11 protein-coding genes are annotated in these 13,219 nt (G+C 66.0%); 7 read left to right on the forward strand and 4 right to left on the reverse strand.

All coding sequences use genetic code 11. The features are described from left to right. Positions 1 to 135: 135 nt before the first annotated feature. Complete coding sequence (gene cysS, locus G3N93_RS21900; RefSeq protein WP_174941913.1) at positions 136 to 1,533, reverse strand: cysteine--tRNA ligase; 1,398 nt, start codon at positions 1,531 to 1,533, stop codon at positions 136 to 138. A gap of 234 nt (positions 1,534 to 1,767) precedes the next feature. Here cysS and G3N93_RS21905 point away from each other — a divergent pair, with 234 nt between their 5' ends. From G3N93_RS21905 to G3N93_RS21920, 4 genes are all read left to right on the forward strand, one after another. Then, complete coding sequence (locus G3N93_RS21905; RefSeq protein WP_174941911.1) at positions 1,768 to 2,490, forward strand: tetratricopeptide repeat protein; 723 nt, start codon at positions 1,768 to 1,770, stop codon at positions 2,488 to 2,490. 39 nt (positions 2,491 to 2,529) lie between these two features. Next, on the forward strand, positions 2,530 to 3,111 hold the full coding sequence (locus tag G3N93_RS21910; RefSeq protein WP_011352517.1) for a peptidylprolyl isomerase: 582 nt from the start codon (positions 2,530 to 2,532) through the stop codon (positions 3,109 to 3,111). Between the two features lie 88 nt (positions 3,112 to 3,199). After that, positions 3,200 to 3,691 carry a peptidylprolyl isomerase gene (locus G3N93_RS21915; RefSeq protein WP_011352518.1) on the forward strand — a complete coding sequence of 164 codons (492 nt, stop codon included), beginning with the start codon at positions 3,200 to 3,202 and terminating at the stop codon, positions 3,689 to 3,691. 24 nt (positions 3,692 to 3,715) lie between these two features. Then, entirely contained in the window at positions 3,716 to 4,516 is an 801-nt protein-coding gene (locus G3N93_RS21920) for a UDP-2,3-diacylglucosamine diphosphatase (RefSeq protein WP_174941909.1), read from the forward strand. A gap of 48 nt (positions 4,517 to 4,564) precedes the next feature. Here G3N93_RS21920 and cysE read toward each other — a convergent pair whose 3' ends face one another. Together cysE and G3N93_RS21930 are read right to left on the reverse strand one after the other, a co-directional pair. Continuing rightward, positions 4,565 to 5,368 carry a serine O-acetyltransferase gene (cysE, locus tag G3N93_RS21925; RefSeq protein WP_174986931.1) on the reverse strand — a complete coding sequence of 268 codons (804 nt, stop codon included), beginning with the start codon at positions 5,366 to 5,368 and terminating at the stop codon, positions 4,565 to 4,567. 267 nt (positions 5,369 to 5,635) lie between these two features. Beyond that, positions 5,636 to 6,460 (reverse strand): RNA methyltransferase, encoded by an 825-nt coding sequence (locus G3N93_RS21930; RefSeq protein WP_174941905.1) that lies wholly within the window; start codon positions 6,458 to 6,460, stop codon positions 5,636 to 5,638. A 280-nt stretch (positions 6,461 to 6,740) separates the two neighbouring features. On the opposite strand from G3N93_RS21930, the gene G3N93_RS21935 reads away from it, so the two are divergent. Then, on the forward strand, positions 6,741 to 7,544 hold the full coding sequence (locus G3N93_RS21935) for an inositol monophosphatase family protein (protein WP_039364710.1): 804 nt from the start codon (positions 6,741 to 6,743) through the stop codon (positions 7,542 to 7,544). Positions 7,545 to 7,860: 316 nt separating this feature from the next. After that, on the forward strand, positions 7,861 to 9,483 hold the full coding sequence (locus G3N93_RS21940; protein WP_174941903.1) for an NAD(P)/FAD-dependent oxidoreductase: 1,623 nt from the start codon (positions 7,861 to 7,863) through the stop codon (positions 9,481 to 9,483). Positions 9,484 to 9,706: 223 nt separating this feature from the next. Here G3N93_RS21940 and G3N93_RS21945 read toward each other — a convergent pair whose 3' ends face one another. Beyond that, on the reverse strand, positions 9,707 to 10,129 hold the full coding sequence (locus G3N93_RS21945; protein ID WP_206133939.1) for a VOC family protein: 423 nt from the start codon (positions 10,127 to 10,129) through the stop codon (positions 9,707 to 9,709). Between the two features lie 397 nt (positions 10,130 to 10,526). Between G3N93_RS21945 and mutS the strand changes: the two genes are divergently transcribed. Next, positions 10,527 to 13,184, forward strand: a complete 2,658-nt coding sequence (gene mutS, locus G3N93_RS21950) for a DNA mismatch repair protein MutS (RefSeq protein ID WP_206133938.1) — start codon at positions 10,527 to 10,529, stop codon at positions 13,182 to 13,184. The last annotated feature ends 35 nt before the right edge of the window (positions 13,185 to 13,219 follow it).

Raw genomic sequence — 13,219 nt, forward strand, 5'->3', positions numbered from 1 at the left:
GGTCTCGTCTTCGCCGGCGGCACGCGCTTGGCTGCCGGACGCGCGGCGACCGGGGTCGCGCGCCTGACCGGCGCTTTTCTGGCCGTTGCCATCTTGCCTCCTACCTGACGGATCGGTCAGTGGAACGCACCGCGCTCATACGCGACGCCATTCGGTCGATCCGCCCGGTTTGTCTTCAAGTGCGACACCGGTCTCGAGCAGTTCCGCCCGGATCCGGTCCGCTTCGGCATAGTCCTTCGCTTGCTTCGCCGCGACACGCGCGGCGATCTTCGCTTCGATCTCGTCGGCGGCGAGCCCGCCCGCCTGCGCGGCGCCGGACGCCTGCTGCAGGAACGCGCGCGGTTCGCGGCCCAGCAGGCCGAGCAGGCCCGCCAGCTGTTTCAGTTGCCGCGCGAGCGAAGCGTCGCGCGTGCGGTTCACCTCACCCGCCAGCTCGAACAGCGTCGCCACCGCAACCGGCGTGTTGAAGTCGTCGTTCATCGCGGCCGCGAAACGCTGCGCGTGCGGCTCGTTCCAGTCGAGCGCGAGCGTGTCGGCTTCAACATCTTTCAGTGCGGTGTAGAGGCGCGTAAGCGACGCACGCGCATCGTCGAGATGCACGTCGCTGTAATTGAGCGGCGAACGGTAGTGCGTGCGCACGATGAAGAAGCGCATGACTTCGGCATCGTAGCGCTCGAGCACTTCGCGGATCGTGAAGAAGTTGCCGAGCGATTTCGACATCTTCTCGTTGTCGACCTGCACGAAGCCGTTGTGCATCCAGTAATTGACGAACGTCTGGCCGGTCGCGCCTTCGCTCTGCGCGATCTCGTTCTCGTGGTGCGGGAATTGCAGATCCTGCCCGCCACCGTGGATGTCGAAATGCTCGCCGAGCAGCGTGCAGCCCATCGCCGAGCACTCGATGTGCCAGCCCGGGCGACCCATCCCGTACTTCGACGCCCACGACGTGCCTTCCGGATCTTCCGGTTTCGCGCGTTTCCACAGCACGAAATCGAGCGGATCTTCCTTCGCGTCGTTCGCGGCGACGCGCTCGCCCGCGCGCAGATCGTCGAGCGACTTGCCCGACAGCTTCCCGTAGTTCGCGAACTTGCGCACCGAGTAATTGACGTCGCCGTCGGTCGCCTGGTACGCGTAGCCGTTCGTCTCGAGCGTCTCGATCATGCCGAGCATCTGCGGAATGAACTCGGTCGCGCGCGGCTCGATGTCGGGCCGCTGGATGCCGAGCGCGCTTTCATCGTCGTGCATCGCGCCGATGAACCGGTCGGTCAGCGACTTGATCGTCTCGCCGTTCTCGACCGCGCGGCGAATGATCTTGTCGTCGATGTCGGTAATGTTGCGCACATACGTGACCCGGTAACCGATCGCACGCAACCAGCGCTGGACGAGGTCGAACACGACCAGCATGCGCGCGTGGCCCACGTGACAATAGTCGTATACGGTGATTCCGCATACGTACATCCGCACTTCGCCGGACTGGCGCGGCACGAAAACTTGCTTGTCACGCGCGAGCGTGTTGTAGATGCGCAGTGATTCCATAGAGATGAACCGTGAGCCGAAGGAAACCGCCCTGGCGAAGCTCGCCCAGCATGCGAAACGGACGGACCATCTGCTGCGGCACCAGGCCGAGCGTCCTCGATATCACATGGGGCGGTCAGGCTGCAAGCACAGCGGTGACGGCCACGAGAGGCAAAGAAAGACTGTCTGACGCTCGCCGGAACGCGCAGACGTTTTGTTAGAATGGCTCGGAGTATAACATTCCGATTTACGCCTATGAAACCTCATCGCGGCCGCGCGCAGAGCGCTGCGACCCTCGTTGCGACCACCGTCATGGGCGTCGCGCTGACGCTTTTCGCGGTCCCCGCGGCGCATGCGCAGAAGGCCCCGGCCACCGCCGACGGCACTCCCGAAATCGATGCGTCGATCGCCGGCAAGCAGTGGAAGCAGGCGCTCGCGCAGCTCGACGCGCGCATCGCATCGAACCCGCACGACGTGCAGGCGCAGTTCAAGCGCGGCACCGTGCTGGCCCGCCTGAACCGCGATGACGACGCGATCCAGCAGTTCGTCGCGATCACGCAGGCGTACCCCGAACTGCCCGAGCCGTACAACAACCTTGCGGCGCTTTACGCGAAGCATGGCCGTTACGACGAAGCGCGCACCGCGCTCGTCACCGCCACGCAATCGAACCCGAGCTACTCGCTCGCGTACGAGAACCTCGGCGATCTCTACCTGCGCCTCGCGGCCGAGTCGTACAAGCGTGCGCAATCGCTCGGCCGCACGAGCGGCGCGACCGCGCAGCGCCTCGCCGATCTCCAGAAGATCGTGTCGCCGCCGAAGGCCGCGCCGAACGCCCGCGCCGCCGCACCGGCCACGCGCGACTACAGCGACCGCGCAGCCGCGAACGTGGGCACCACCACGCTGCCGTTGTCGCCGACGTTCCAGTTCAGCGGTCCGTCGGGCGCACTGGCGGCACCGTACGTCGCGCCGTCGCAATAAGCGGCGCGGCCTTCTTTCCCTCCCAACCTGAGGATCGCAATGAAACGTCTGTTGCTGGCGCTTGGCGGCGCCGCCCTTCTCGCGACCGCGACCGCACCTGCGTTCGCGCAATCGGCTACCGCGCACCCCGTCGTGCAGCTGAAGACCTCGCAGGGCGACATCCGCGTCGAGCTCTACCCGGAGAAGGCGCCGAAGTCCGTCGCCAACTTCCTCGATTACGTGAAGGCCGGCCAGTACAACGGCACGATCTTCCATCGCGTGATCAAGGGCTTCATGATCCAGGGCGGCGGCTACAAGACCAACTTCGAGGAGAAGCCGACCCGCGCGCCGATCCCGCTGGAAAGCCGCAATGGTCTGAAGAACCTGACGGGCACGATCGCGATGGCTCGCACGAGCGATCCGAACTCGGCCACCGCGCAGTTCTTCATCAACACGGTCGACAACAGCGGCCTCGACTACCCGAACCCGGACGGCAACGGCTATGCGGTGTTCGGCAAGGTCGTGTCGGGTCTCGACGTCGTGAAGAAGATCGAAGGCGTCGCGACGACCTCGCGCGGCCCGATGCAGGACGTGCCCGCGCAACCGATCGTGATCGAATCGGCCAGCATCGTCTCGAAGTAAGAACCTGCCGGCACGTCCGGCGCCTCACGCGGCCGCGTCGCACGACCGGCCGCGTGCCATTTAAACCGCCTCACCGAAGGAATTCATCATGGTTGAACTGCATACGAACCACGGCGTGATCAAGCTCGAGCTCGACGCCGCGAAGGCACCGAAGACGGTCGAGAACTTCCTGAACTACGTGAAGAAGGGTCACTACGACGGCACCGTGTTCCATCGCGTGATCAACGGCTTCATGATCCAGGGCGGCGGCTTCGAGCCGGGCCTGAAGCAGAAGCCGACCGATGCGCCCATCGACAACGAGGCGAACAACGGCCTGAAGAACGACAACTACACGGTCGCGATGGCGCGCACGAACGATCCGCACTCGGCGACCGCCCAGTTCTTCATCAACGTGAACGACAACGACTTCCTGAACCACTCGTCGCCGACGCCGCAAGGCTGGGGCTACGCGGTGTTCGGCAAGGTCGTCGAAGGCCAGGACGTGGTCGACAAGATCAAGGGCGTCAAGACGGGCAACGCTGGTTTCCACCAGGACGTGCCGGCTGACGACGTCGTGATCGAGAAGGCCGTCGTGGTCTGACGCGCAGTATACGGAGGCACTTCGATGTTGCAGGAGAGTCCGCCGCGAAGCGTCTCCGCGGGCGTGCCGGGCGAGCGCGAATACGCGCAAGCCGCACGCCCGTTCCTGTTTCTCTCCGATCTGCACCTGAGCGAAGCGATTCCGAAGACGGTCGCCGCGTTCGAGCATTTCGTGAAATACACCGCCGACAGCGCCGACTCGGTGTTCATCCTCGGCGACCTGTTCGAATACTGGATCGGCGACGATATCCTCGACGACGATCCGTTCGCGGCACGCATGGCCGCGCTGATGCACACGTTCTCGGAGCGCGGCATTGCGCTCTACGTGATGCACGGCAACCGCGATTTCCTGCTCGGCCGGCGCTTCATGAAGGCAGCCGGCGCGATGCTGCTCCCCGATCCTTCGCTGATCATGGCGTTCGGCCAGCGCATCGTGCTCGCGCACGGCGACGCGCAATGCACGGCCGACCGCGGCTACCAGGTGTTCCGCCGCTTCGCACGCAACCGCGTCGCGCAATGGCTGTTTCTCGCGTGGCCGTTCCGCTGGCGCCGCGCACTCGCGCAGCGCATGCGCTCGAACAGCGAAGCAGGCCGGACGCGCCCTGCTTCGGCGATTTACGATGTCACGCGTGAAGGCGTGGCCGCGCTGTTCCGGAAAAGCCGCGCGAGCGTGATCATTCACGGCCATACGCACCGCCCCGCGCGGCACATGGAACCGGGCGGCATCCGCTGGGTGTTGCCCGACTGGGATCTCGACCACGGCAAGCCGCGCGGCGGCTACCTGCGCGTCGACGCGGAAGGCATCCACGCGATGCCGCTCGACTGACACCGCCGCCGCGGTCGCATCGGCCGGCAGTCGCCGGCCTCCATCGCATTACACCTGGCGTTCGACCGACTTGCCTTCCAGCACGGCCGACAGCCGGCGCAGATCGAGGCGCGCCGCGTCGGCGCCCTGCAGCGTTTCCAGATGCGTGCCAAGCCGCTCGAGCGCGGCGACGATCTCGTCGACGCGGCGGCTTTCCTTCGCCGCGTGATCGATCAGCCCATGAATCGCGAGCGACATCGGATCATCGGCATTCGGCGTGATCCCGTATGCGCAGAACGCCGCACGTTCGGGCTGCGGCTTCGGCTGCGCCGGCATCACGACGCGTGCCGGATTGCCCACCGCGGTGCCGCCTGCCGGCACCGGCTTCACGACGACCGCGTTCGAACCGATCTTCGCACCCGCACCGACCGTGAAGCCGCCGAGCACCTTCGCGCCCGCACCGACGATCACGCCCGCCTCGAGCGTCGGGTGGCGCTTGGCGCCGCGCGTGAGCGACGTGCCGCCCAGCGTCACGCCCTGATAGATCGTGCAATCGTCGCCGACGATTGCCGTCTCGCCGATCACGACACCCATCCCGTGATCGATGAACACGCGCCGGCCGATCGTCGCGCCGGGGTGGATCTCGATCCCCGTCAGGAACCGGCCGGCCTGCGACGCAAAACGCGCGAGCCAGTAGCGCTTCGCGCGCCAGCATGCGTGCGCGAAACGATGCAGCAAGAGCGCATGCAACCCCGGATAACAGGTCAGCACTTCCCATGCACTGCGAGCGGCGGGATCCCGCTCGCGAATCGTTGCAACGTCTTCGCGCAGTCTCGTGAACATGATGTGGTCTGGGAAAAGGCCGGCGCGCATCGCCGGCAATGACCGGCCGTTATCGCGCCGGGTAATTTACTTATGACGTTTGGCGATTGTAGGGCGAGTCGCGCACGGCCGCACGAGCCCGCGAGTTCACCCCGCCGCCGGCGCGGGTATTCGGGCGAAACGCTTGCTGTTGCTGGGTTTGCGGGGTGGTCGACCGGATGGAACGAGCGGCCCCGGCGCTTCCGGCGGCCGACCCGGCACCTGCCGATGGGACGATTGCCCCATGCGCGGAGACATTCGGCCCCGCGCGCCGGCCGCTTACGCGTCGCCGTCGGGCTTGCCCGATTTCAGCAGGATGTGCTTCGCGACGCCGCGCAGGATGTTGACCTCCTCGCGCTCGAGACCCGTGCGCGCGAACAGGCGCCGCAGCCGCGGCATCAGCTTCTTCGGGTTGCGCGGATCGAGGAAGTCGAGTGCGATCAGTGCGTTCTCGAGGTGTACGTACATCCGCTCGATCTCGTCGCTCTGCGCAAGCGTGCCGGCTTCGCCCGACGGTTGCGCCGACGGCTCGCTCGCGTGCTCGAGAAACGCGACACGCAGTTCGTACGCGAGCACCTGCACGGCCTGCGCGAGATTCAGCGAGCTGTAGGCCGGGTTCGCCGGGATATGCGCCAGCGCGCTGCATTGCTCGACATGCTCGTTCGCGAGGCCCGTGCGCTCGTTGCCGAACACGAGCGCGATGTCGCCCGTGCCGACCTGTGCGCACGCCTGCGTGGCAGCGGCACGCGGCGCCAGGCGCGGCGGCCCGTATTCGCGCGTGCGCGCAGTCAGCGCGATCGACCAGTGAACACCGGACAGCGCGTCGCCGAGCGTCGGCACGACATGCGCGGACGCGAGGACGTCGTCCGCGCCGCTGGCCATCGCGATCGCCTCGGGATCGCTCTGGACGTGCGGCACGCGCGGCGCGACCAGCACGAGACGCGAGAAGCCCATCGTCTTCAGCGCGCGGGCGGCCGCCCCGACATTGCCGGGATGGCTCGGCTCGACGAGCACGAAACGGGTGGACGTGAAGCCGCCGGACGGCGGCCGGGACGAGGCCGCGCCCGGCTCGGACGGCGCGGCGGTGATCTGCGGGGTTTCCACTACGATACGACTCGGTTCATCAGAATGGCAGTATGGTATCGCCATCGCCGCAGCAAACCCACTCGTCCGGACGGATAGTGGGGGTTTCCCCGTATCCCGGTCGCCTGAAACCGCCAAAAATCGGGTAAAATCATGCCTTTACGCGCCGCACTTCGTGCGACGCGGGTCGTACCCCGTTCTTTGTCAATTCGCGTCTCATCTCGCCTGCCACGCTAGCGCCGTGCCGGGCGGTTGTTCCACTTCGTGGCGGCCCGTGCCGCCAGCTACAGGATCCAGGCTCATGCATCCCATGCTCAACATTGCTGTCAAGGCTGCGCGCCGCGCCGGACAGATCATCAATCGCGCGTCCCTCGATCTCGACCTGATCGAGATCCGCAAGAAGCAGCAGAACGACTTCGTCACCGAAGTGGACAAGGCCGCCGAAGACGCGATCATCGAGACGCTGAAGACCGCCTACCCCGACCACGCGATCCTCGCGGAAGAATCGGGCGAATCCGAGAACGAATCCGAATTCAAGTGGATCATCGATCCGCTCGACGGCACGACCAACTTCATCCACGGCTTCCCGTACTACTGCGTATCGATCGCGCTCGAGCACAAGGGCGTCGTCACGCAGGCCGTCGTCTACGACCCGAACAAGAACGACCTGTTCACGGCCACCCGCGGCCGCGGCGCGTACCTGAACGACCGCCGCATCCGCGTCGGCCGCCGCGACCGCCTGTCGGACGCGCTGGTCGGCACGGGCTTCCCGTTCCGCGAAAAGGACGGCCTCGACGCCTACGCGCGCCTCTTCACCGAAATGACGCAGGCCTGCACGGGCCTGCGCCGCCCGGGCGCAGCCGCACTCGATCTCGCGAACGTCGCGGCCGGCCGCCTCGACGCGTTCTTCGAACAGGGCATCAACGTGTGGGACATGGCAGCGGGCAGCCTGCTGATCACCGAGGCCGGCGGCCTCGTCGGCAACTACACGGGCGACGCCGATTTCCTGCATCGCCATGAAATCGTCGCCGCGAACCCGAAGATCTACGCGCAGATGATCCCGATCCTGAAGGGTTACACCCACGTGCATCCGGCGGCGGAGTAAGCCCCGGCCGCGCCTGCATGGCGCGGCTTTCGCGCACACCGCTCGCGGGCTTCGTCATGACGGCGCGCCGCCGTTCGCCTCCCGGTTGCCGGGAGGCGGGACAATCTTCCCGCACGAGGGTCGCTTCGTGCGTCTATCCTGAAGTTGCTTGAGTTGTTCGGGCCGGTCGGCGTACTGCCGCTTGCACCGCCTTCCCCGCAATGACAATGAATGGTTTGCGTCCGGCATCCCCGCACGGCGGACAACACCGCCGGCCTGCCGGCCCCCGCCCGTATCAACACCGCCACGACGCCGTGGCAATCGCATCCGAGTCCCCATGTTACGGCTAAGCGAAATTAAACTCCCCCTCGACCACCCCGAGAGCGCGCTCGAGGCCGCGATTCGCGAGCGCCTCGCGGAGCTTGGCGTGGCCGCGGACGGCCTCCTCCGTTACACCGTGTTCCGCCGTGCGCACGATGCGCGCAAGCGCGCCGACATCAAGCTCACGTATATCGTCGATGTCGAAGTCACGGACGAAGCGGCCGCTATCAAGCGCCTCGCCGGCAAGCCGCATTGCGGCGTGACGCCCGACATGGCGTACCACTTCGTCACGAAGGCGCCCGAGCACGGTAATTTCCTGCGCCCGGTCGTGATCGGCATGGGGCCGTGCGGCCTGTTCGCGGGGCTGATCCTCGCGCAGATGGGTTTCCGCCCGATCATCCTCGAACGCGGCAAGGCCGTGCGCGAGCGCACCAAGGACACCTTCGGCCTGTGGCGCAAGAGCGTGCTCAACCCCGAATCCAACGTGCAGTTCGGTGAAGGCGGCGCCGGGACGTTTTCCGACGGCAAGCTGTACAGCCAGATCAAGGATCCGAACCACTATGGCCGCAAGGTGCTGGACGAATTCGTCAAGGCGGGTGCGCCGGACGACATCCTGTACCTGAGCCGGCCGCACATCGGCACGTTCCGACTCGTCAGCATGGTGGAAAAGATGCGCGCGTCCATCCACGAACTGGGTGGTGAAGTGCGTTTCGAAACGCGGGTCGACGACATCGAGATCGATCAGGGCAAGGTGCGCTCGCTGAAGCTCTCGAACGGCGAAACGCTGCGGTGCGACCACGTCGTGCTGGCCGTGGGCCACAGCGCACGCGACACGTTTGAGATGCTGCACGATCGCGGCGTCTACGTCGAAGCCAAGCCGTTCTCGCTGGGTTTTCGTATCGAACATCCGCAGGGGCTGATCGATCGCAGCCGCTTCGGCAAATTCGCGGGCCACAAGCAGCTCGGTGCAGCCGACTACAAGGTGGTGCACCACTGCAGCAATGGCCGCGCCGTCTACAGCTTCTGCATGTGCCCGGGCGGCACGGTGGTCGCGGCGACCTCCGAGCCGGGCCGCGTGGTCACCAATGGCATGAGCCAGTATTCGCGGGCCGAACGCAACGCGAATGCGGGCATCGTCGTCGGCATCACGCCGGACGACTATCCCGGCGGCCCGCTGGCGGGTATCGCGTTCCAGCGCAAATGGGAAGAGCGCGCGTTCGAACTCGGCGGCGGCGATTACCGTGCGCCGGGCCAACTGGTCGGCGATTTCATCGCTGGCCGGCCGTCGACGTCGCTCGGCTCCGTGGAGCCGTCGTACAAGCCGGGCGTGAACCCGACCGATCTCAGCACCGCGCTGCCGGACTACGTGATCGAAGCGATTCGCGAAGCCCTCCCCGAGATCGACAAGAAGATCGCCGGCTTCGCGATGCACGATGCGGTGCTCACCGGTGTCGAGACGCGCACTTCTTCGCCGATCCGGATTCGACGCAAGGACGATTACCAGAGCATGAACGTCGAAGGCCTGTATCCGGCGGGTGAAGGCGCGGGGTATGCCGGTGGCATCTATTCGGCAGCCATCGACGGGATCGAAGTCGCGCAGGCGGTGGCACTCAGCATGGCGTCGGCGCAAACGGCCTAAGGCGCCGGACAGGGTCGGCGCGCGGAGGTTCGCGCGCCTGACCTGTTCGGGATCGGCAGTGTCCCGTACTCGTTAGCGCGGCTGGGAGACCAACGCTCCCGGCATGCAGCCATCTTGTGATTGAACGTGCGCAGACCGCCGAACTTTGCCGCAGAGGAAAGTGGCATCACTGGCTGTCGCTGACTTTCCGCTTGGGAAGCCAGTGCAATCGCGAATGCCGATATCAGTCCGTCGGTAGCATCTGTGGATTCCAGACTATCTCCCACAGATGGCCGTTGATGTCACGAAAATATCCAGCGTAACCGCCGTAGAACGTGTCGTGCGGAGCCTTGACGATCTCTGCGCCTGCACGCTCTGCCGCACCCATCGTCTCGTCGACTTCCTTCCGGCTCAAGACATTGTGCCCTATCGTGAAGGCCGTAGGCGAGACGGGCTGCTTCGGCAGGCCCGTATCATGAGAAATATCGTCCTGCGCCCAGAGCGCGAGCTTCAGGCCGCCCGAGAGATCAAAAAAGGCAACTGCGCCATGCTCGAATTCGCGACCGATGATGCCTTCAGTCGGAAGACCGAGACCGTCACGATAGAAGGCGAGTGATTGTTCGAGATCGGCAACGCCGAGGGTGATAACTGAAATTCGAGGTTTCATGTCCATACCCATGCTATTGGCGCCTGCACAATACAGGCATCCTGATAGTCTTGGGCCGTTACGGAGCGCAACGGAAGGACCCGCTGAGCGGGGGCCGGGCCAACCTTCCCGAGCCTAACCTGTTTTAGACGAAACTTAACTATATTCGCGCGAACATGCCGGGTCAATGCAGCGTTCTCAACGCAGCCGACGTTGCGAGATCACGGGTGCGCCCGGGCACGATGTTCTGGATTGTGTCCACGTCGCCATGCGGCGGCCGGGGCCGTCAAGCTTGGGCATGAACGCGGATAACGCCCCCTCCTCAACACCGACGACTGGCCAAACGGCCAACTTCGCGCCTTCACATGAAGCCACTGGTAAACTCGGGCAACCAAAGCAACAACCTGATGCCTGACTTATGACCACGCTGTCGCCCGACGCCTTCGCCGGCCACACTCCAATGATGCAGCAGTACCTGCGCATCAAGGCCGACCATCCCGACACGCTTGTCTTCTACCGGATGGGCGACTTCTACGAGCTGTTCTTCGAAGACGCGGAGAAAGCCGCACGCCTGCTCGACCTGACCCTCACGCAACGCGGCGCATCGGCCGGCACGCCGATCAAGATGGCCGGCGTACCGCATCACGCGGTCGAGCAGTATCTCGCGAAGCTCGTGAAAATGGGCGAATCGGTCGCGATCTGCGAGCAGATCGGCGATCCGGCCACGTCGAAGGGCCCCGTCGAGCGCAAGGTCGTGCGTGTCGTCACGCCTGGTACGCTGACCGATGCCGCGCTGCTGTCCGACAAGAACGACGTCTACCTGCTCGCGATGTGCACGGGCCACAACAAGCGCGGCGTGGCGGTAAACATCGGCCTTGCGTGGCTGAACCTCGCGAGCGGTGCGCTGCGCCTCGCCGAAATCGAACCCGACCAGCTCGCTGCCGCGCTCGAACGCATCCGGCCCGCCGAGATCCTGACGCCGGACGGCGCAACCGACGCCGTGCCGGCCGGCGCGGGCGCAAGCAAGCGCGTGCCGGCATGGCACTTCGACATCGCGTCGGGCACGCAGCGTTTGTGCGATCAGCTCGATGTCGCGAGCCTCGACGGTTTCGGTGCGCATTCGCTCACGAGCGCGTGCGGCGCAGCGGGCGCATTGCTGCTCTATGCGGCCGCCACGCAGGGCCAGCAACTGCGGCACGTGCGCAGCCTGAAGGTCGAGAACGAAACGGAGTACATCGGGCTCGATCCGGCCACGCGCCGCAACCTCGAACTGACCGAGACGTTGCGCGGCACCGAGTCGCCGACCCTGTATTCGCTGCTCGACACCTGCTGCACGACGATGGGCAGCCGCCTGCTGCGTCACTGGCTGCATCACCCGCCGCGTGCGTCGGTCGCCGCGCAGTCGCGCCAGCAGGCGATCGGCGCGCTCCTCGATGCACCGGCCAACGCCAGCCTCGATGCGCTGCGCAGCGCACTGCGCCAGATCGCCGACGTCGAACGGATCACCGGGCGTCTCGCGCTGCTGTCCGCACGCCCGCGCGACCTGTCGAGCCTGCGCGACACGTTCGCCGCACTGCCGGCACTGCGCGAGCGCATCAGCGCGATCGTCGCAAACGCTGACGCACTCACCCGCGTCGACGCAGCGCTCGCACCGCCCGCCGAATGTCTCGACCTGCTGACCAGCGCGATTGCGCCCGAGCCGGCCGCGATGGTGCGCGACGGTGGTGTGATCGCGCGCGGCTACGACGCCGAGCTCGATGAGCTGCGCGACATCTCGGAGAACTGCGGGCAGTTCCTGATCGATCTCGAAGCGCGCGAGCGCACACGCACCGGCATCGCGAACCTGCGCGTCGAATACAACAAGGTGCACGGCTTCTACATCGAGGTCACGCGCGGCCAGACCGACAAGGTGCCCGACGATTATCGCCGGCGCCAGACGCTGAAGAATGCCGAGCGCTACATCACGCCCGAACTGAAGACCTTCGAGGACAAGGCGCTGTCCGCGCAGGAACGCGCACTGGCGCGCGAGCGCGCGCTGTACGACGCGGTGCTGCAAGCGCTGCTGCCGTTCATCCCCGAGTGCCAGCGCGTCGCGTCGGCGCTCGCCGAACTCGACCTGCTCGCCGCATTCGCCGAACGCGCGCGCGCACTCGACTGGGTCGCGCCCACCTTTACCGACGAGATCGGCATCGAAATCGAACAGGGCCGCCACCCGGTCGTCGAAGCGCAGGTCGAACAGTTCATCGCGAACGACTGCCGCTTCGGCACCGAGCGCAAGCTGCTGCTGATCACCGGCCCGAACATGGGCGGTAAGTCGACGTTCATGCGGCAGACCGCACTGATCGCGCTGATGGCTTACGTAGGCAGCTACGTGCCGGCCAAAGCGGCATGCTTCGGCCCGATCGACCGGATCTTCACGCGCATCGGCGCGGCGGACGATCTCGCAGGCGGCCGCTCGACGTTCATGGTCGAGATGACCGAAGCCGCGGCGATCCTCAACGACGCAACGCCGCAAAGCCTCGTGCTGATGGACGAGATCGGCCGCGGCACGTCGACGTTCGACGGCCTCGCGCTCGCGTGGGCCATCGCACGCCACCTGCTGGCGCACAACGCGTGCTACACGCTGTTCGCGACGCACTACTTCGAGTTGACGCAACTGCCGTCCGAATTCCCGCAAGCGGCCAACGTCCACCTGTCGGCCGTCGAGCACGGCCACGGCATCGTGTTCCTGCACGCGGTCAACGAGGGCCCGGCCAACCAGAGCTACGGCCTGCAGGTCGCGCAGCTCGCAGGCGTTCCGGCGCCCGTGATCCGCGCCGCGCGCAAGCACCTTGCGTATCTCGAACAGCAGTCCGCATCGCAGCACACGCCGCAGCTCGACCTGTTCAGCGCGCCGCCGGTGGCCGCCGACGATCTCGAATGCGCGGACGCGCCGGCGCTGCCCGACACACCGCATCCGGCGCTCGAAAAACTGCGCGACATCGATCCCGACGACCTCAAGCCGCGCGAGGCACTCGACCTGCTGTACGAACTGCGCACGCTGGTCCGGTCGCACGATGCCGACGGGCACGCGTAAGCGCATCCCGCGCGGCATGCCGGCTCGCACGGCCG

It is taken from the genome of Burkholderia sp. Se-20378, from assembly GCF_017104665.1.
GTDB classification, from domain to species: domain Bacteria; phylum Pseudomonadota; class Gammaproteobacteria; order Burkholderiales; family Burkholderiaceae; genus Burkholderia; species Burkholderia lata.

Excerpts from the sequence above, each read along its gene's own strand:
- cysS (WP_174941913.1), bottom strand. The coding sequence starts at position 1,533 with ATGGAATCACTGCGCATCTACAACACGCTCGCGCGTGACAAGCAAGTT.
- G3N93_RS21905 (WP_174941911.1), top strand. The coding sequence starts at position 1,768 with ATGAAACCTCATCGCGGCCGCGCGCAGAGCGCTGCGACCCTCGTTGCG.
- G3N93_RS21910 (WP_011352517.1), top strand. The coding sequence starts at position 2,530 with ATGAAACGTCTGTTGCTGGCGCTTGGCGGCGCCGCCCTTCTCGCGACC.
- G3N93_RS21915 (WP_011352518.1), top strand. The coding sequence starts at position 3,200 with ATGGTTGAACTGCATACGAACCACGGCGTGATCAAGCTCGAGCTCGAC.
- G3N93_RS21920 (WP_174941909.1), top strand. The coding sequence starts at position 3,716 with ATGTTGCAGGAGAGTCCGCCGCGAAGCGTCTCCGCGGGCGTGCCGGGC.
- cysE (WP_174986931.1), bottom strand. The coding sequence starts at position 5,368 with ATGCGCGCCGGCCTTTTCCCAGACCACATCATGTTCACGAGACTGCGC.
- G3N93_RS21935 (WP_039364710.1), top strand. The coding sequence starts at position 6,741 with ATGCATCCCATGCTCAACATTGCTGTCAAGGCTGCGCGCCGCGCCGGA.
- G3N93_RS21940 (WP_174941903.1), top strand. The coding sequence starts at position 7,861 with ATGTTACGGCTAAGCGAAATTAAACTCCCCCTCGACCACCCCGAGAGC.
- G3N93_RS21945 (WP_206133939.1), bottom strand. The coding sequence starts at position 10,129 with ATGAAACCTCGAATTTCAGTTATCACCCTCGGCGTTGCCGATCTCGAA.
- mutS (WP_206133938.1), top strand. The coding sequence starts at position 10,527 with ATGACCACGCTGTCGCCCGACGCCTTCGCCGGCCACACTCCAATGATG.